A 17755-nucleotide genomic window follows, 5' to 3' on the forward strand; every position below is an offset into this window, starting at 1 on the left:
GGAAGACCATGAAATTTATTGGAAAGCTGCTTATCTATCTTCTGGTAGCCCTGCTCATTGTAGTGCTCGCCTTTTATTTTCTGCTCCAGACCCGCTGGGGCGCATCGCAGGTCAGCAGCTGGATCACGGTGAATACCGATTACGAGCTCAACTTTGACCTGATGGATCACCGCTTTTCATCCCCTTCTCACATCCTTCTGGAAAACGTTACCTTCGGACGAGATGGCAAACCGGCCACGCTGGTCGCTAAAAAAGTGGATATTGGCTTAAGCAGCCGCCAGATCACCGACCCGCTGCATATGGATGCCATCACCCTGTTCGATGGCACGCTGAATTTATCGCCGCAGACGGCGCCGCTGCCGTTCCAGGCCGACCGTCTGCAACTGAATAACATGGCCTTTAACAGCCCGAATACGGAGTGGGATCTCAGTGCGCAAAAGGTGACCGGCGGCGTCAGCCCGTGGCAGCCCGAGGCGGGGAACGTACTGGGGAAAAATGCGCAAATCCAGATGAGCGCCGGGTCGCTCACCCTCAACGGCATACCGGCCAACAACGTGCTGATTCAGGGACAACTCAACGGCAAAGGGGTGGCGCTGAATACCATCGGTGCCGATATGGCGCGCGGCTCGCTTACGGGCTCGGCTCTGCGTAATGCCGACGGTGGCTGGGTTATCAACACCCTGCGTCTGAATGAGATCCGCCTGCAAAGCGACAAATCGCTGCTGGATTTCTTCGCCCCTCTCTCCACCCTGCCTTCGTTACAGATTGGGCGGCTGGAAGTGACCGATGCCCGTCTACAGGGGCCAGACTGGGCGGTAACCGACCTCGATCTCAGCCTGCGTAACCTCACCCTGAGTAAAGGTGACTGGCAAAGCCAGGAGGGACGGTTATCCATGAACGCCAGCGAATTTATCTACGGCTCGCTGCATCTGTTTGACCCTATTCTGAATGCGGAATTCTCCCCGCAGGGCATTGCGCTGCGTCAGTTCACCTCCCGCTGGGAAGGGGGCATGGTGCGCACCTCCGGCAACTGGCTGCGCGAGGGTCAGGCGCTGGTGCTGGACGACGTTGCGATTGCCGGGCTGGAATATACGCTTCCGGAAAACTGGAAAACGCTGTGGATGGACCCGCTCCCGGCATGGCTGAACAGCGTGACGCTGAAAAAATTCGGCCTGAGCCGCAACCTGGTGATCGACATCGATCCGGCGTTCCCGTGGCAGATCACCTCCCTCGACGGTTATGGCGCTAATTTGCGGCTGGCGCAGGATCACAAGTGGGGCGTGTGGGGCGGTAACGCAACCCTCAACGGGGCGGCAGCGACCTTTAACCGCGTCGACGTGCGTCGCCCGTCGCTGGCGCTGAATGCCAACGCCGCAACGGTAAATATTACCGACCTGAGCGCCTTTACCGAGAAAGGGATCCTGGAGGCGACCGCCACGGTTTCACAGCTGCCGCAGCGGCAGACCACCGTGAGCCTGAACGGGCGCGGTGTACCACTCAACGTCTTGCAGCAGTGGGGCTGGCCAGCGCTGCCGATTGCGGGCGACGGCAATATTCAGCTCACCGCCAGCGGAAGCGTGCAGGCGAATGCGCCGCTGAAGCCGACGGTGAACGGGAAGCTGAGCGCGGTGAATATGGATAAACAGCAGGTGCAACAGACCATGACCCGCGGGATGGTGTCGGCGGTGGCTCCGGCACAGTAAATAGCCGGGTGGCGGCTTCGCCTTACCCGGCCTACGATCTCATGTAGGCCCGGTAAGCGAAGCGCCACCGGGCATTTTTCCAGCTCAGAGGTGAACCACCACCTCATCCCCCTCGGCTTTCACCACCACACCCCACTCGCTGCCCGCATGTGAACCGCCTTTTACGCCGCCGACCTTCTGCACGTTGCGCAAGCACACCGACCAGTTTTGCGCATCTCCCGTGCCGGTAAAGGTCACGACGTCGCCCTGACGTGACGCCTTCAGCGTAAACAACACGGAACCGTCCGCCGCAGGCACTTCACTCACCGCCGTTGCGCCATCGCTCAGGTTGAAGAGCTGGAAGGCCGTCCCCTCGTGCCACGCATAGTCCGGCTTCTGGTTATTATTGCCGAGCGCCAGCAGCGTGTTGTCGCGCACATAGACCGGCAGGCTCATGAAATCGTGCTGCTGCTTATGCCAGCGGCTACCCTCGATTTCATCGTTGTGCCACAGGTGCGTCCAGCGCCCTTCCGGCAGCCAGAACTGCACGTCGCCCGCCTCGGAGAACACCGGGGCCACCATCATTGAATCCCCCAGCATGTACTGACGGTCAAGATAGTCACACGCCGGATCGTCCGGGAACTCCAGCATCATCGCCCGCAGCATCGGCGTGCCGAACTCACGCGCCAGAGCCGCCTGACGATACAGGTACGGCATCAGCTGGCATTTCAGCTGCGTGAAGTGGCGCACCACGTCGCAGGACTCGTCATCGTACGCCCACGGCACGCGGTAGGATTTGCTGCCGTGCAGGCGGCTGTGGCTGGAGAACAGCCCGAACGCGCACCAGCGTTTGTAGACGTGCGCCGGAGCGGTGTTTTCGAACCCGCCGATATCGTGGCTCCAGAACCCGAAGCCGGACAGGCCAATCGACAGCCCGCCGCGCAGGCTTTCGGCCATCGATTCATAGTTGGCGTAGCAGTCGCCGCCCCAGTGTACCGGGAACTGTTGCGCACCCACGGACGCGGAGCGGGCAAACAGCACCGCCTCTTCTTCTCCCACCGTCTCTTTCAGCACGTTCCACACCAGCTCGTTATAGATGTAGGCGTAATGGTTGTGCATCTTCTGCGGATCGGATCCGTCGAACCACTGCACGTCCGTCGGGATACGCTCGCCGAAATCGGTCTTGAAGCAGTCGACGCCGATCTCCACCAGGCCTTTCAGTTTGTCCGCATACCACCTGCACGCGTCCGGGTTGGTGAAGTCGTAGATCGCCAGCCCCGGCTGCCATTTGTCCCACTGCCACAGGGAGCCGTCCGGGCGCTTCAGCAGGTAGCCCTTCTCTTTCAACTCGCGGAAGATCGGCGATTTCTGGCCGATGTACGGGTTGATCCACACGCAGACCTTCAGCCCTTTCTCTTTCAGGCGGCGGATCATCCCTTCCGGATCCGGGAAGGTCACCGGGTCCCACTCGAAGTCGCACCACTGGAAGGCCTTCATCCAGAAGCAGTCGAAGTGGAAGACGTGCAGCGGCAGGTCGCGCTCGGCCATGCCGTCGATAAAGCTGTTCACCGTGGCTTCGTCGTAGTTGGTGGTGAACGAGGTGGTGAGCCACAGGCCGAACGACCACGCAGGCGGCAGCGCCGGACGGCCAGTGAAGCGGGTATAGCGGTTCAGCACTTCTTTCGGCGTCGGGCCGTCGATCACAAAGTACTCGAGATATTCCCCTTCCACGCTGAACTGCACTTTGGACACTTTCTCGGAGCCGACTTCAAACGAGACGTTTTCCGGGTGATTCACCAGCACGCCGTAGCCGCGGTTGGTCAGGTAGAACGGGATGTTTTTGTAGGACTGCTCGGTGCTGGTGCCCCCGTCGCGGTTCCAGGTTTCGACCGTCTGACCGTTGCGCACCAGGGCGGTGAAGCGCTCGCCCAGGCCGTAGACCGTTTCCCCCACGCCCAGATCCAGACGTTCAAACACATAGTTGCGATCGGTATTGCTGTCCTGTACGTAGCCGTTGTTTTTCAGCTGGCTGCCGGTAATGCGCTGGCCGTTGCGCAGGAAATCCAGCGCCCAGAACTCGCCTTTGGTGACGCGCACGCTTACGCTGCCGCTTTTCAGCTCGGCAAACTCGGCGTTGTTTTCAATCTCTACCTTCACGTCTTTCAGAACGTTCAGCGGATAGTGCGGGCCTTTATTCAGCGCGCCCTGGAAGTGCTCAATGCGCACCCCGACAATCCCTTCCTGCGGGGCAAACAGGCGCACCGTGAACATCAACGTGTCGAGCTGCCAGGTGCGTTCGCGCACGTCACGCGGCGCCACATACACCACCAGGTCATTGCCCTGCTGCTCCACGTCGAACACCTGAACCGGATACGTCACGTTCAGGCCCGGTTGAATAAGCCAGTTTCCATCACTGATTTTCATGCTTTCGTCCTCTTAGTTCTGCAATTCTTTACTGACCGGCAGGTTTTCAAACTCCTGCTGATTGCGGCGCGCACCCTGCGCCAGCTCGCGCAGGATTTTGGTCAGGAAGGGGGTTTTCAGCGTGTAGTAGCGTTTGGCGATGATGGCGCTCAGCACGTAGCAGATCGCTGGTGCCAGCGTAAACAGGCCGATAATGATACTGATGGTCGCGCTGCTCTGGGTTTTGGCCGCCGCGTCGTAGCCGCCGCCTGCCAGCATCCAGCCGATCATCGCCCCGCCCAGCGCCAGGCCGAGCTTCAGCACGAACAGCGTGCCCGCAAAGCTGATGCCGGTCAGACGTTTGCCGTTGGTCCATTCGCCGTAGTCGACGGTATCGGACATCATTACCCACTGAATCGGCGTCACCAGCTGGTGCAGCACGCCGATAACGAAGATGAAGCCGAACATCAGCACGGTGGCATGCATCGGCACGAAGAACATCGCCACGCTGACCACCGCCAGCGCGGCGTTGGTCCACCAGAAAATGCTGACCTTGCACTTCCAGTCGGTGAGCGGTTTTGCCAGCGCGGAGCCAATCAGGTTGCCGACGCAGTAGGTCGTCAGGAACGCGACGAACACTTCCGGCGAGCCCATGATCCAGGTGCAGTAGTACATCATCGCGCCGCCGCGCACGCAGACGGCGAGGATGTTGAGTATGGTCAGCACGCCGACGATGCGCCACTGGTCGTTTTGCCAGATATCACGCAGATCTTCACGCATGGAGGTGGTGCTCGGCGGCACCTGGATGCGCTCTTTGGTGGTGAAGAAGCAGAACGCCAGCATCAGGAACGCGACCACCGACAGCACGGCGATCCCGCCCTGGAAGCCGAACGCTTTATCGTCGCCGCCAATCAGGTTCACCAGCGGCATCATCAGCACCGTGGAGAGCATGCCGCCCGCCGTCGCCAGCACAAAGCGCCACGACTGAAGGGAGATACGCTGCGTCGGGTCGTTGGTGATCACGCCGCCCAGCGCGCAGTACGGGATGTTGACCACGGTATAGAGCAGGGTCAGCAGCGTGTAGGTGATGGCGGCGTAAACCATTTTGCCGTTGAGGCTCAGGTCCGGCGTGGTATACGCCAGCACGCAGACGATGCCGAACGGGATAGCGCCAAACAAAATCCATGGACGGAACTTGCCCCAGCGGCTGCGGGTGCGGTCGGCAATCAGCCCCATGCACGGGTCGGAGATCGCATCCAGCGCGCGGGCCAGCAGGAACATGGTGCCGACAAACCCGGCGGGAATACCAAAAATATCGGTGTAGAAAAACATCATATAAAGCATGACGTTATCAAAAATGATATGGCTGGCGGCGTCTCCCATGCCGTAGCCAATCCTCTCTTTTACTGACAGTACTTCGCTCATATTTTTATCCTTCACGCTGTAGGGGGCGCTGAGACCGGTTGCATTGGTTTTAAACCATTGTTTCAGGAGCGGGTATTGCGTTTTCTGGTTAAGAGATTACGTTTCTTGTTTTTTGTGATCGGGATAAAAGTTGATGAGCACGAAATGCTAACCTGAGGATTTTCTTAAGAATTAGCTGAAACCGGGGGGTTAAGGTCAAAAGAGAGGTGAAAAAAGTGGTGTGGGGTATGTGGTAAATGCCTGAAAGTAGCTATAATGCGCCCCGCCTCCATGTAGCAATGCAGGCGCGGAAGATCGACATCTCCGGTGAGGTGGCTGGACTTCAAATCCAGTTGGGGGCGCCAGCGTTCCCGGGCAGGTTCGACTCCTGTGATCTTCCGCCAAAAATCAATCTATTTTGCTCCTTCATTTTTCACTTGCCTCTCGAGCATCTTTATTGTAAATCCATCTGAAAAATGTAACCAACTGGCAATTAGGAATATAAAGATCTGGGAACAAGCAATATAGATATTTGGTTTGAAGATCATTCCAAAATAAAAAAACAAGGCTACAATTACAAAAATAAATCTTTTGGCGCTATACCAACTAAAGTTACTATCATTGATTTTTTGTTTGACCTGTGAAATAGAGCGTGAGATTTTTGCTGCATTTTGCCCAAGAATTATTGAAGCAGCAAGACTCCAATCAGAAGTATATATTATGTCACGTAAAGGACCAAAATATATCTTAACCAAAATAAGAATTAAAAAAGGCACACAAATATATAAATACTCAGCTTTCAGATCTGATACGTAACCTTTTTTCTGTAACGCACTAAGCTGGTATTTCGAATTGCTCATCGCTTCCACCCCTAACGATATCCTCGATCTTTATAATCTTCACATTTCTTACTTCTGCTGTTTTTCGTTTATCATAAGGTTTATAAAGATCATAAGTAAACTCTGCCAATAAAGTATCTTTAGGCCCAATAGGAGGTATCAGACCAGATTGATAATTCTTTATCCAATCCTTAACAAGAATTCGTGCAGTAAAAGTTTTATTCATTCTGGAACTCTTAAACGTCCATAATTGCTTACCTTCATTTATTGCGATTTTCACATATAAATAATCTTTTGCGACAACGGTTTCTTTCAACCCTAAGAACATAGTTGAAAGGTCTCCCGCGAATCGCCACTTTGTATTAATGTTTTGTGAATAAGAAGAACCTCCAAACTCGACAATTTCATCCTTAAGTATAAGATTATTAGCTTTTGAGACTGTTCCTAACATATGAGAAAGCGCTTTTCGATCAATATGTGAATCGATTTCATTGCCCAATCCATCATTAATTAATGTTTCTTCAATATTTGCAGCTAATTGATCGACTTGTTCTTCTGTCTCTGTCTCATCAGTTTCCAGTAATTGCTCAAATAATTTTGAGCCAGCAGAAGCCACTCTATTAATAAAAAAATCATGTACTAGGCCAGGTGACTGAATCAACTTGGCTTTAATGGAAGATATTTGTATATCTTCGAGATGAAATTTAAATTCCTGCTTTACATCAATTGATTTAGCCAAAATTTGTCCAAACTGCTCATACGCAGCAATGTACAAACTCATAGCTTCAAAAAGTTGGCTGGGGTTTGGTCTATCCTTTTTATAGTCTATTTTTATAAAAACATTTGCTTCCATGACGTACCTCGTTGATTGATAGCAAAATTGATTTATTTACAAGCGTTTATCAATTAATGTGATATCAGTCCCACAAGAGCAACAACCCCACAATGCAAGACAATATCGGATCAGAAGTAGTACTTCAATAAAATACTGTGTAAAAATACAGTAATTGATATTATTTGAGAATTTACTTATATAATTTCAATTACTTAAAGGTTTCCAATCGTGCTTTACAAGCCTCTTTAACCCACTTACTAAAATTCCCCTTCCCCGCAGCCTTCTCAATCTGCTCCAAAAGCTCATCCTCGAACCGGATGTTCTTCATAGTGCTTTTGGTACGGTCAAAATTTGGTTTCTTTTTCTCTTGCATGGTAGGTACCAATTCGGTTAATTTATCCGCATGTGGTACCTACCACATGGATTCGGAATTCTGACAACGCCCAACAGTGTTGGAGCACTAAAGGGCGTCTAACCTCACCAACTATCAAGGAGTTGATTATGGCTGATTCGCATTCTACCCCAGACACCGACCAATCCGGAATCGAGCGTTCATTAATTGTGGGATACCGCCCGAATGTTTACGACAAATCTACGCCGAAAATCATCCTTTCCGGCAAGTGGCTGCGCGCGGCGGGGTTTGATACTGGACAGCAGGTCACGGTAAAGGTCATGAAAGGATGCATCGTTCTGGTGGCGTATAACGAGCAGGAGCAGCGTTTGCAGGACGATTATAAACGGACGAAAGCAAAGCTTATTGAGATAGAGGACGCGCTTGCAGCGATCCAAATTCCACATGCTGGAAAGCGCCTCGCAAAATCAAATACAAACCACCTGGCTTAGCGGCTGTTTCTGGCATACTACGAGCTTACAGACATTATCCTTATGAAGCATTTCTGATAAGGGTGGACGGGTCGAAAATGCAGTTGTTCGGTTTTATCGAACAACTGCCAGCGAGGCAGCCAAGTGAAAACCTTAAATGAAGTGATTGCGTCACGCTCACCGGAAAGCCAACAGCGCATTCAGGAGATGGCAGAGGAAATGTTCCTCGAAACCGGCCTGCAACTTCTGCGTGAAGAGCTCCAGCTCTCGCAAAAACATGTCGCCGATCTTATGGGCGTAAGTCAGCCTGCGGTAACACAGCTGGAGCAGCGTGGAAACGATCTGAAAATTGCTACGCTTAAGCGTTACATCGAAGCGATGGGCGGAAAGCTTTCCATTAACGTGGAACTTTCCACTGGCAAGCGGGTTGCGTTTCATCTCTAGCGCGATAGTATCCACAGTTAATGGCGCAACTACATAAGCCGCATTTTACATCCACATCAGACATTCAGCTCTGCGACGTGCGCCACACCCCAGGCGTACAACCATACTCCGTCTGGAAATGACGAATAAAGTGCGCGCAGTCGCTGAATCCCATCCGCTGCGCAATATCCGTCACGCTTTGCTGTGAGTTCTTCAGCAGCCAGCAAGCATAGCGCAGCCTGGCGCTGCGGATAAATTCGCGGGCCGTTTTGCCGAATTCTGCGTGGAACAGGCGGTTGAGCTGGCGTTCACTCAATGCCACTTCTCGCGCAAGCCCGGCGGTGGTGAGCGGCCGGGTCAGGAACTGTTCAATCAGCATGACGGCGCGGCGCAACCGCGAGTCAGGGATAAGCGCAAGATTCGCCGGACGCGGGGTGGCAATTTCATGCGGAACGAGCGACAAACGCTGGCAGGTGGTGCTGGCGATATCATCCCCGGCATGGGCGCGGATAAGCTCAGTTGCCAGCGTCAGGGTGGAAATACCGCCCGGGCAGGTCAGCACATCGCCATCGTCGATGAAATCATACCCTTGCTCAGCATAAACCAGCGGGAAAGCCTGCCGAAATGCATCAAGGTGGAAAGGATGGATGGACGCTCGTCGTTCATTCAGCAATCCTTCCTGTGCGAGGACAAAACTGCCGGTGCCAATGCCAATGAGCGGAACCCCGGCATGGTGGGCATGTGCCAGATACGCTTTATCCCCCTGATACCCTAAGTCCAGATACTGCAATTCACCGCCGATAACAGCAAGGTAGTTAAAACTGTCCGGCGGCGCATGGGTGGAATCCGGTCTCATGATAATCCCCGCATTGCTGATAATCGGGATATCAGGAAATTCACTTATCAGGCTGATTTTAAATGCTAATTTATCCTGAGCTTTCGCTGCATAACGCAGCGCCTCCAGCAATCCGGAGACGGCCAGGAGTGAATAACGGGGCCATAATATCAACCCAATATGCAGACACTTTTCCGGTACTGATTTCCCCCCATCGGAGGAGTCAAATACACTTTTCATTTACTTGCCAAATTTAAAATTAATTACATTATCGCAACATGATCTGTCGCACTTTATATTTCTAAGATAATCCTGATATTTTAAATCAAGCATAAATGAGAAGGGAGGAAAATATAATGTTTTTCTCGTTTATATCATTCTTTTTTTGAACCACGACACACATATGTCGGTAATGTTCCTAAGGTAAAGATATAGTTACCATTATGTTGTTCATTGATCCGCATATAAATACTCTTGCCCGGATAGACAAAAAATTGCGGTTCATATTTTTCCAGCCAGCTGTCGTCAACATTATCGTCCGGGAACGTCATATTTTTTTCTGACGTCAGCAAATAGAGATGATCTTGCCTCTCCACCCGAAAGGAAATTTTCCTGTCGATGGTTTTACCCGGATCGCTCTTTGCCCGGCCATTCATGCTCAGGGTGCCGAATTTCCCGTCGAAGGTGTAATTCAGCCAGACCGTCAGCGTCTCATCCGGATGGTGCTGGACCAGATTAGCCTGGCATGAAAAAGGCTGAACGTAAGTTCGGTGCCACAGGTAATAACCCGTCAGCACGCCTGCGGTGACGAGGCCCGTCACGATGATATACAGCATCTGCCGAAAACGAGTCATGCTAGCTATCCTTCAGGAAATAATCAGATATACAGCGGTTCGGTTCTTTCATTGGCCGGTCGCAGCGAATAACCGACGCACGAGGAAGCAGAGCGTACCAGCTGATGTAAACCCAGGGATATTGCGCGCATTCAGCCTTGAATTGTTCCACATAGGTCAGCGCGGAAGCGCGTTCAGCGTGAGTCTGAATGTCGTTCGCAAGATAAACGCGACAGGCTCCGACGGATGCCGCAAAACGGTAATCCTCAACAAAACGGTTTTCTGTGGCGTTCATATATCCCGTCACGCCTGCCCCGGCCAGGACGATCAATAGCCCCATGACAACAGCCAGCCAGCGCGTGGGCTTCCTGGCAACGGGCGTTGCTGGCGCGGAGGATGCAGAGACCTCCTCGATCGCTGGCGCCTCCACACATTGTTCCTCTGCGGGTTGAGGCGCGACAGGTGAAGACTCTCTGACGGTTATTTGCGTGTCGCTTGCCAGCGTCAACCCAATCCGCGGAATGGTAACGATAGGGTCAGTTTCAAAACCAATCTTTTTGAGCCCTTTGCGCAGGATGGAGATGTTCTGGTAATAGGTATTGGAGGAGACAAGCATGCCGCGGCTTTGCCAGACAATATCAAGGAACTCTTGCTGAGTGACAATCGACCCCGCTCTGTCGATTAATAACAACAGGCATCGGCCTGCTGGCGAATTTAACACAACCACACGGTCAGGATTGTTGATATCACGTAACGTGCTGGCCGCAGGATGAAATTCGACGATATTATTTATAATGTAATGCTTATGCATAGGGGCAGTATGAATTCTCCGGTTAACAGATGTTGAACCTGGGTCACCGCATGTATGGGATGACATTCACGTCGGGATTAATGTGACTGATTAACGGCATGCTGTATATCTTCGCCATTGGCGAAAAATCTTAATTTATATTTCATCCCTTAAGCTTCACTGAACCTGCATAAGAACTCAACCCTTGTAGAATGCGGCTTGCAGAGCCACTTCATCCGCGATCATCCTCATTATGATGTTTTGTGAAGTGAATTTCCGCTCCACAGAAGTATCTCACTACCGGCAGCATCTCATTTATCAGAGCCTCACCTTTTGGCGCACTCCTCGCCTCTTGACATTGACAAATACCTACATAAAAAAACATTGTACGCCACGGACATGCGTGTCTGAAATATTCAGCACTCTTAAGCCTTAACTTTTCTCAACCAGAACAATATCAATAACTTATATGGTTTTTGTATGCTTTTCAGCCACCTTTCTATCAGTTTTTATCGATGATAACATTCGTAAATTGTTATTCCCCGTCAGCAACTTCACACCCGCACTGACACCAGACGACAAACTCCTTACAAAACATTTATCAAAGCTAAATTTTCATTAAAAATAGAAGCTATCATAATTTACAGAAAGCGAAGCGGAATAAGACCAATCAGAGGGAAGCGTCGTAACCGGTCTCGATCTTAGTAATTAATACAATTTTAGATTAATTCAGATTACCTCTTTATTGGCCGACGTATAGTAGGCCTACACTATGCAATACGTCATTGCTTCGAGAATACTGGCGATAACCTTATAAATAATTCGCCTGATTACTATTATAAATCGAGGATTAACATGACGAACAATAGCCAAATAACACAGCATATAACTGTTGCACTGATGGGCGGCGATCATTATGCAAGAAACGGCATTAAAACATTATTAAGCAGCATCCGCGACGACCTTCACATCATTATCATCGAAGGAGGTTATCAGGAACTGGATAAGGCGCTGTCATCGATTCGTGTCGATATCTTATTTATATCCGGCGCAGAGAAATACCATACAGGGTATGACTCACTGAAATTTAAAAAAAATCAAAGCCACGCACCCTGAAGTGATGATCTGCCTGTACTCAACCTCTGCCCATTCCCTGTTATGGGTCCGGGAAGATATTGATGCCTATATCTCGCTACAGAACACGGTTTATCAGTGGCGGATAAAGCTAGCAAAAATGGTCGATAGCCATTATCGGCCCCAAAAGCAGCCAGCGGCGTTATCGCTGACGCCTGGAGAAAGGAGGGTATTAAAGGAACTCAGGAACGGACTGGATATACGTTACATCGCAGAACTGGAGAAACTTTCTTATCGCCGCGTGAGCGCCTTAAAAAGCTCAGCGATAAGGAAACTCGGGCTCAGGAATAAGACAGATTTGCTGGTCTTTTTAACCAGTTAGACCTGCCGCTTTCAGAGCAAATCTCGTAATAAAAAAACCAAGGAACTATGAAATGAAAGCACGCCTTACTTGCCATTCTCTGCTGGCATTAAGCATTGCCGCCCTGCTGCCAGCGGGCTCAGCACTGGCCGCCGCCACCAGCGGCGGCACGGTTAACTTCAGCGGTAAAGTGGTGACCTCCGCCTGTGCCATCAGCGCCGGTAGCGCCAATATCGACGTCGACATGGGGGAAGTGCGTACCGCCACGCTGGCTGCCGCAGGCAGTGAAGCCAGTACCGCAAAAGCCTTCTCCATCACCCTGGAGGATTGCGAAATCGCCGATACCTCCGCGTCCACGGAAAATAACCCCATCGCCGCAACGACCGTGGCTATCACCTTCACCGGTACGCCGGACAGTACCGATGTGAATAGCCTGGCCGCGGGAGTAAACGGCGGCGCGGGCTCGGCGCAGCATGTCGCTATCCGTCTTTATGACGAACAGGGCAACGTCGTCAGGCTGGGTGAGCCGGCAGCAGCGATCCCCCTGCGTGCGGGGGCGAACACCCTGAACTTCAGCGCGAAATATTACTCCCCACTGGGCAACGCCACGGCGGGTGATGCCAGCGCGGTCGCCACCTACACCGTGACCTATTCGTAATCTTCAGGCCCGGTCTGCTGGCCGGGTCTGACTCAGCTTTCAGGAGACGCACAATGCGCGTAAACACATGGATTTGTCTGGCTGGCACGTTATGTTCATCCGCCGTGTATGCAGGCGGCGTGGGGTTAGGCGCAACGCGGCTGGTCTACACCGGCGCGGCTACGCAGACGATGATGCAGGTAAGAAATACCCACCCTGATGCCACGTTCCTGATCCAGTCATGGATGGAAGACGAGAAAGGGAGCCGTACCAACGACTTCGTCATCACGCCGCCGCTGTACGTCATGAAGCCCGCCAGCGAAAGCGCGGTGAAAATCATGTTCAGCGGCAACGCCCTGCCAGCCGATCGCGAGACGCTGTACTGGATGACGGTCAAAGCTATCCCACAGCAGGTTAAAAACGGTTCCGGCAATTCGCTGCAATTCGCCTCTGCCAACCGCATCAAGGTCTTTTATCGCCCGGAGCGGCTCAGGGAAGGTGCAGGGGAGGCATGGAAAAACCTTGCCGGCGCCTACCGCGCGGGCAAGGTCACGCTGACCAACCCAACGCCGTATTACCTCACCACCATTAACGTGAAAATTGATGGCAGGCCGGTGTCGCCCGTCATGGTGCCGCCGAAAGCCAGCGTGACGCTGGCAGACACCTTCAGCCATGCGAGCAGCTTAAGCTACCAGACGATTAACGATTATGGGGCCTGGACGCCCGTCACCCGCACGTCATTGTCCCAATAATAAAAACAGTAAGGCGTGACCACATGAAAATTAAAATCCTGTGCGCCACGGCGATCGCCCTGGTGATTCGGCAAGCCGTGGCTGCCGAAAGCGAGCTGCAATTTAATCCTGCGTTTCTCAACGGCGAGCGCGCCAACAGCGCCGATCTCGCCTGGGTCAACGCCGGGAGCGCGTTGCCGCCGGGCGAGTACAATCTTAACGTGTATATCAACACCCAGTTCGCGTTCACAGGTAACGTCACGTTTCGCGTCGCTGAAAGCACCGCCGGTGAAGCCCTGCCGTGCCTTACGCCTGCACAATTCGCCGCACTTGGCATCGACAGCCGTCAGGCTAAAGGGGGTGAGCTGCCGCCTGCGCAGCGCTGCATTTTTTTAACCCAGTCATTCGCCGATACCCGGTTTGATTTTGACCAGAGGACGCTTACCCTCAACTTCACCGTACCGCAAAGCGCGATGCGCGCTCTGCCGCGCGGATACGTCAGCCCGGAGAGCTGGGAATCCGGCATCCCTGCCGCGTGGCTGAACTATGTGGTCAATGGCGCGAATAATGACTACCGGGGCGAGATACGCACGCGGGAACAACAGCTGTTTGTGAGCCTGAACAGCGGCGCCAACCTGGGCGCATGGCGGCTGCGTGATTTCACCACGTGGACCAAAGAGAGTAACGAGCTCACCCACGTCCAGACCTGGCTACAGCGGGATATCCGCGCCCTGCGTGCCCAGGTTTACGCCGGTGAAACGTTCACCTCCTCGCAGGTGTTTGACGCCGTTGGCCTGCGTGGGATTGCCCTGAAGACCGATGACAATATGTTGCCCGCCAGCCTGAGCGGTTACGCGCCTGAAGTGCGCGGCATCGCGCGCAGCAATGCCACGGTGACGGTTCGCCAGAACGGTAACGTCATCTATCAAACCTCCGTTCCGCCGGGGGCGTTTGTGCTGAAAGATCTCTATCCGACCTCTTCCGGCGGCGACCTCGCGGTCACCATTCAGGAGAGCGACGGTAGCCAGACGCAATACACCCTGCCCTTTGCCAGCGTGCCGAATCTGGTGCGTAACGGTCAGGTCAAATATGCTCTGGGGGCGGGGAAATACCGTCCTGCGGGCAATCAGATCTCGCCCTCCTTCGCGCAGGGCGAGCTGTTCCTGGGCTGGCGATACGGCCTCACCTTTTATGGCGGGGCGCAGTTTTCCGATCGCTACACCGGCCTGGCCTTCGGGATCGGGCAGAATCTCGGCCACTTTGGCGCCTACTCTCTCGACCTCACCCATGCCCGCAGCCAGCTGGCTGATAACCAGCACTACACCGGTGATTCGGTGCGCCTGCGGTACAGCAAGCTGCTGAACGATATCGGGACGCGGGTCAATTTCTTCTCGCTGCGTTACTCAACGGCAGGGTTTTATACCCTCAGCGATACCACTTACAAAGGCATGGCGGGCGGAGCGCCAGAACAGACCGTGGAAGACGATGGCACCGTCACCACTCACTACGACACGGTTTACAACCTGCATATGTCGCGTAAGGCAAAAAATCAGCTGCTGTTGTCGCAGCCGATGGGCGAATACGGCGCGCTGTCGCTGTCCTGGGATCAACAAACCTACTGGAATACGTCAAAAACCACGCAAAGTTTGCAGTTCGCGTGGAACGCGACGTTTCGTAACCTGTCGCTTGGCATCAGCGCCCAGCGTAGCTCTGGCCTGTACGACAACAAGAAAGACAATATCCTCGCGTTGTCCCTGTCGGTGCCGCTGGGTAACCCGGCGCTGTCGACCCGTCTCCGTTTTACCGCTACCCATGCGGATCCCGCTGGCACCACCGCCAGTACCGGTGTCAGTGGTTATCTGCCGGGGCAGGAAAATCTTTTCTATAGCGTCAACCAGCGCTACAGCGCGCAGCAGCACTACGGCGGCGATGCCGCGCTGCAATACGAGGGCGCGTGGGGAGACTATAACCTGGGCTACAGCTACGCCGGTGACTCCCGCAACCTCAGCTACGGGATGAGCGGCGGAGCGGTGCTGCATGAGGATGGTCTGACGCTGAGCCAGCCGCTCGGGAACACCAATATTCTGGTGAAAGCCCCGGGCGCCAGCCATGTCGCCGTGCTCAACCACAAGGGCATCAAAACCGACAGCCGGGGCTATGCGGTGATCCCGTACGCCACGCCGTATCGCGTTAATCAGGTTGCGCTGGATGTCACCACCGTGGGCAATGACGTGGAACTTGAGAACGCCATCGCCAATAAAATCCCCACCGACGGGGCACTGGTTCGCGCCACCCTCACCACGCGTCAGGGAGCAAAAGCGATGTTTATCGTACGTCACGCTAAAGACGTGCTCCCCTTCGGCACGCTGGTCTCGTCAGAGGATGACAAAGCCAGCGGTATCGTCGGCGACGGCGGCAGCGTGTATCTGACCGGCCTGTCAGCGCAGGGAACCTTGCATGCCGTATGGGGACGCGACAGCGCCCAGCGCTGCACGATCCGCTATGCGTTGAACCCGCAGAATTATCACGCCCGCACCGGGCTTTATTCCCAGGAGGCCATATGTCAGTAACCGTCCGTTTCCTCCCCCTGATCCTGCTGATGGTCATCACCGTCCCCGCGCGCGGCTATGACGTGCTGGTTTCCGTGACCGGCAACGTGATCGGCAATACCTGCATTGTCTCGGAAGATTCGAAGGAGCAAAACGTGCCGCTGGGCACCCTCGGCGTGAAGCAATTTAGCGAGGCGGGGGCGGTCAGCAATATCAAAACGCCCTTCACGCTCACCCTTGAAGCGTGCGGCCCCACCTTTGCTGGCGTGAAAATCCGCTTCAGCGGTACGCCGGATGACGAAAACCCGCAGCTTCTGAAAGTCGCTGACGGCGGCGCGACCGGCGTGGCAGTGCAGATACTGGATAAAGACAGCGTACTTATCCCGCTGGACACCCAAACCGCTGCTTACGGCGCGGCGGGGGATGACAGCGTAAAAATGACCTTCTATGCGCGACTGGCCGCCACGGGTGCGCCGGTCAATGCCGGAGACGTTTCGGCAGTGGCGACCTGGACGACGGAGTATCAATAATGCGTTTACTGTTTTTAGCCCTATTTTTCATGTCCTCTCAGGCGCTTGCCCTCTCCTGGACATCGGATATCACCCTTTCGCCAACACCCATGTCATGGTCCGGCCCGGCAGACTCCATCGTGCCTGGAAAGACGATCGGCTCTGAATGGAGCGCCTCTGCGAGCGTCTCGGAAGTGTTCTGGTGCGGCCTGGTATTTACCTGCTCCAAAGGGACGCTGGAGCCGAGCAGCAGTATAACCGCCACCGGCATCACGGTTATTCTTGATGGCGCAAATTACATGGTATTTGAAACGGGCGTGCCCGGCATCGGCTTCATTCTTGGGCTCAAAGATTATAACGGCACCACCTATGTGCCGATGCAGACGGGCATTACGCAGAGCTATCCGGCCGATGGGACTAACGGTTACGCCACCGCACTGGGCTGGTCGGCAAAAGTGACGTTTATCAAGACCGGCGTTCCGCTGAAATCCGGCGTATACCAGACCCCGACCATTAACGCGGCGATCCTGACGGCCTATAACAACGAAGTGAAAACCGCGCAGGTGATCATCAACCCCACCACCATCACGGTGACGGCAAGCGGCTGCACGGTAGGCACAAAAAGCGCCAACGTCGACCTGGGCACCATTGATGTTCACACGCTGCCCAGCGTAGGCAGCACCTCGCCGTCGGGGGAGTTTAACGTCAGCCTGACCTGCGATGAGAACGTGGCGGTTAACGCAGTGATGACCGATCAGACCACACCGTCAAATATCTCGTCGGTCGTGACGCTGACCGGGGACTCCACGGCCTCCGGCATTGGCGTGCAGTTTTTCTATAACGGTACCGGGCCGCTGATGATGGGGCCAGACAGCTCGGCCGCAGGCACGACGGGACAGTTTTTCATCCAGACCACCAGCGCAGCACAAACGCTATCCCTGCCGTTCCAGGCGCAGTACATCCGAACCGGAGACCTGGTCCCCGGCTCGGCCAATGCCCTGGCAAGCATCACCTTTTCGTATCAGTAG

General features: G+C 54.0%; 18 protein-coding genes and 1 tRNA gene. 11 read left to right on the top strand and 8 right to left on the bottom strand.

What is annotated here, in order from left to right; all coding sequences use genetic code 11:
- Window positions 1-8: 8 nt before the first annotated feature.
- Entirely contained in the window at window positions 9-1703 is a 1695-nt protein-coding gene (locus tag CU081_RS03100; protein WP_003860926.1) for an AsmA family protein, read from the top strand.
- Between the two features lie 84 nt (window positions 1704-1787).
- Here CU081_RS03100 and yicI read toward each other — a convergent pair whose 3' ends face one another.
- Together yicI and CU081_RS03110 are read right to left on the bottom strand one after the other, a co-directional pair.
- Window positions 1788-4106, bottom strand: a complete 2319-nt coding sequence (yicI, locus tag CU081_RS03105; RefSeq protein WP_003860927.1) for an alpha-xylosidase — start codon at window positions 4104-4106, stop codon at window positions 1788-1790.
- 12 nt (window positions 4107-4118) lie between these two features.
- The gene (locus CU081_RS03110) at window positions 4119-5510 is read right to left on the bottom strand and encodes a glycoside-pentoside-hexuronide family transporter (RefSeq protein WP_022650138.1); all 1392 of its coding nucleotides are present in this window, start codon (window positions 5508-5510) and stop codon (window positions 4119-4121) included.
- A gap of 288 nt (window positions 5511-5798) precedes the next feature.
- Between CU081_RS03110 and CU081_RS03115 the strand changes: the two genes are divergently transcribed.
- A tRNA-Sec gene (locus CU081_RS03115) sits at window positions 5799-5893 on the top strand.
- A gap of 9 nt (window positions 5894-5902) precedes the next feature.
- On the opposite strand, the gene CU081_RS03120 is transcribed toward CU081_RS03115, so the two are convergent.
- The 3 genes from CU081_RS03120 to CU081_RS03130 all read right to left on the bottom strand — a co-directional run bounded on the left by CU081_RS03120 (window position 5903) and on the right by CU081_RS03130 (window position 7536).
- On the bottom strand, window positions 5903-6349 hold the full coding sequence (locus CU081_RS03120; RefSeq protein WP_032645954.1) for a hypothetical protein: 447 nt from the start codon (window positions 6347-6349) through the stop codon (window positions 5903-5905).
- Window positions 6324-7181 (bottom strand): hypothetical protein, encoded by an 858-nt coding sequence (locus CU081_RS03125; RefSeq protein ID WP_022650137.1) that lies wholly within the window; start codon window positions 7179-7181, stop codon window positions 6324-6326. Before CU081_RS03125 ends, CU081_RS03120 begins: the two co-directional genes overlap by 26 nt.
- 190 nt (window positions 7182-7371) lie before the next feature.
- Entirely contained in the window at window positions 7372-7536 is a 165-nt protein-coding gene (locus CU081_RS03130; protein WP_003860931.1) for a YlcI/YnfO family protein, read from the bottom strand.
- A 128-nt stretch (window positions 7537-7664) separates the two neighbouring features.
- Here CU081_RS03130 and CU081_RS03135 point away from each other — a divergent pair, with 128 nt between their 5' ends.
- Window positions 7665-8006: a SymE family type I addiction module toxin gene (locus CU081_RS03135; RefSeq protein ID WP_022650136.1), complete on the top strand. Its 342-nt coding sequence runs from the start codon at window positions 7665-7667 to the stop codon at window positions 8004-8006.
- A gap of 123 nt (window positions 8007-8129) precedes the next feature.
- Window positions 8130-8429 (top strand): helix-turn-helix domain-containing protein, encoded by a 300-nt coding sequence (locus CU081_RS03140; RefSeq protein ID WP_022650135.1) that lies wholly within the window; start codon window positions 8130-8132, stop codon window positions 8427-8429.
- A 64-nt stretch (window positions 8430-8493) separates the two neighbouring features.
- Here CU081_RS03140 and CU081_RS03145 read toward each other — a convergent pair whose 3' ends face one another.
- The 3 genes from CU081_RS03145 to CU081_RS03155 all read right to left on the bottom strand — a co-directional run bounded on the left by CU081_RS03145 (window position 8494) and on the right by CU081_RS03155 (window position 10887).
- On the bottom strand, window positions 8494-9264 hold the full coding sequence (locus CU081_RS03145) for a GlxA family transcriptional regulator (protein WP_263740538.1): 771 nt from the start codon (window positions 9262-9264) through the stop codon (window positions 8494-8496).
- A gap of 353 nt (window positions 9265-9617) precedes the next feature.
- A complete protein-coding gene (locus CU081_RS03150) occupies window positions 9618-10097 on the bottom strand; it encodes a hypothetical protein (protein WP_017693981.1) in 480 nt (159 codons plus the stop codon).
- 1 nt (window position 10098) lies between these two features.
- On the bottom strand, window positions 10099-10887 hold the full coding sequence (locus CU081_RS03155; protein WP_022650133.1) for a winged helix-turn-helix domain-containing protein: 789 nt from the start codon (window positions 10885-10887) through the stop codon (window positions 10099-10101).
- An 834-nt stretch (window positions 10888-11721) separates the two neighbouring features.
- Here CU081_RS03155 and CU081_RS26425 point away from each other — a divergent pair.
- The 7 genes from CU081_RS26425 to CU081_RS03185 all read left to right on the top strand — a co-directional run bounded on the left by CU081_RS26425 (window position 11722) and on the right by CU081_RS03185 (window position 17755).
- Window positions 11722-11982, top strand: a complete 261-nt coding sequence (locus tag CU081_RS26425) for a hypothetical protein (RefSeq protein WP_226343062.1) — start codon at window positions 11722-11724, stop codon at window positions 11980-11982.
- Between the two features lie 118 nt (window positions 11983-12100).
- Window positions 12101-12322: a helix-turn-helix domain-containing protein gene (locus CU081_RS26430; RefSeq protein WP_226343063.1), complete on the top strand. Its 222-nt coding sequence runs from the start codon at window positions 12101-12103 to the stop codon at window positions 12320-12322.
- 52 nt (window positions 12323-12374) lie between these two features.
- A complete protein-coding gene (locus CU081_RS03165; protein WP_003860947.1) occupies window positions 12375-12959 on the top strand; it encodes a fimbrial protein in 585 nt (194 codons plus the stop codon).
- Between the two features lie 53 nt (window positions 12960-13012).
- Window positions 13013-13690 carry a fimbrial biogenesis chaperone gene (locus CU081_RS03170; protein ID WP_022650131.1) on the top strand — a complete coding sequence of 226 codons (678 nt, stop codon included), beginning with the start codon at window positions 13013-13015 and terminating at the stop codon, window positions 13688-13690.
- Between the two features lie 23 nt (window positions 13691-13713).
- Window positions 13714-16239, top strand: coding sequence for a fimbria/pilus outer membrane usher protein (locus tag CU081_RS03175; protein WP_039268674.1), 2526 nt, complete (start codon window positions 13714-13716; stop codon window positions 16237-16239).
- Entirely contained in the window at window positions 16230-16748 is a 519-nt protein-coding gene (locus CU081_RS03180) for a fimbrial protein (protein ID WP_022650129.1), read from the top strand. The genes CU081_RS03175 and CU081_RS03180 overlap by 10 nt, the downstream gene beginning before the upstream one ends.
- Window positions 16748-17755, top strand: coding sequence for a fimbrial protein (locus CU081_RS03185; RefSeq protein WP_022650128.1), 1008 nt, complete (start codon window positions 16748-16750; stop codon window positions 17753-17755). Before CU081_RS03180 ends, CU081_RS03185 begins: the two co-directional genes overlap by 1 nt.

Origin of the sequence: Enterobacter sp. CRENT-193 (genome assembly GCF_002787395.1) — a bacterium.
In the GTDB taxonomy this organism is placed as follows: Bacteria; Pseudomonadota; Gammaproteobacteria; order Enterobacterales; family Enterobacteriaceae; genus Enterobacter; species Enterobacter hormaechei_C.

Excerpts from the sequence above, each read along its gene's own strand:
- CU081_RS03165 (WP_003860947.1), top strand. The coding sequence starts at position 12,375 with ATGAAAGCACGCCTTACTTGCCATTCTCTGCTGGCATTAAGCATTGCC.
- CU081_RS03130 (WP_003860931.1), bottom strand. The coding sequence starts at position 7,536 with ATGCAAGAGAAAAAGAAACCAAATTTTGACCGTACCAAAAGCACTATG.
- CU081_RS26430 (WP_226343063.1), top strand. The coding sequence starts at position 12,101 with ATGGTCGATAGCCATTATCGGCCCCAAAAGCAGCCAGCGGCGTTATCG.
- CU081_RS03100 (WP_003860926.1), top strand. The coding sequence starts at position 9 with ATGAAATTTATTGGAAAGCTGCTTATCTATCTTCTGGTAGCCCTGCTC.
- CU081_RS03120 (WP_032645954.1), bottom strand. The coding sequence starts at position 6,349 with ATGAGCAATTCGAAATACCAGCTTAGTGCGTTACAGAAAAAAGGTTAC.
- CU081_RS03170 (WP_022650131.1), top strand. The coding sequence starts at position 13,013 with ATGCGCGTAAACACATGGATTTGTCTGGCTGGCACGTTATGTTCATCC.
- CU081_RS03145 (WP_263740538.1), bottom strand. The coding sequence starts at position 9,264 with ATGAGACCGGATTCCACCCATGCGCCGCCGGACAGTTTTAACTACCTT.
- CU081_RS03125 (WP_022650137.1), bottom strand. The coding sequence starts at position 7,181 with ATGGAAGCAAATGTTTTTATAAAAATAGACTATAAAAAGGATAGACCA.
- CU081_RS03150 (WP_017693981.1), bottom strand. The coding sequence starts at position 10,097 with ATGACTCGTTTTCGGCAGATGCTGTATATCATCGTGACGGGCCTCGTC.
- CU081_RS03185 (WP_022650128.1), top strand. The coding sequence starts at position 16,748 with ATGCGTTTACTGTTTTTAGCCCTATTTTTCATGTCCTCTCAGGCGCTT.
- CU081_RS03155 (WP_022650133.1), bottom strand. The coding sequence starts at position 10,887 with ATGCATAAGCATTACATTATAAATAATATCGTCGAATTTCATCCTGCG.
- CU081_RS03175 (WP_039268674.1), top strand. The coding sequence starts at position 13,714 with ATGAAAATTAAAATCCTGTGCGCCACGGCGATCGCCCTGGTGATTCGG.
- CU081_RS03180 (WP_022650129.1), top strand. The coding sequence starts at position 16,230 with ATGTCAGTAACCGTCCGTTTCCTCCCCCTGATCCTGCTGATGGTCATC.
- CU081_RS03110 (WP_022650138.1), bottom strand. The coding sequence starts at position 5,510 with ATGAGCGAAGTACTGTCAGTAAAAGAGAGGATTGGCTACGGCATGGGA.
- CU081_RS26425 (WP_226343062.1), top strand. The coding sequence starts at position 11,722 with ATGACGAACAATAGCCAAATAACACAGCATATAACTGTTGCACTGATG.
- yicI (WP_003860927.1), bottom strand. The coding sequence starts at position 4,106 with ATGAAAATCAGTGATGGAAACTGGCTTATTCAACCGGGCCTGAACGTG.
- CU081_RS03135 (WP_022650136.1), top strand. The coding sequence starts at position 7,665 with ATGGCTGATTCGCATTCTACCCCAGACACCGACCAATCCGGAATCGAG.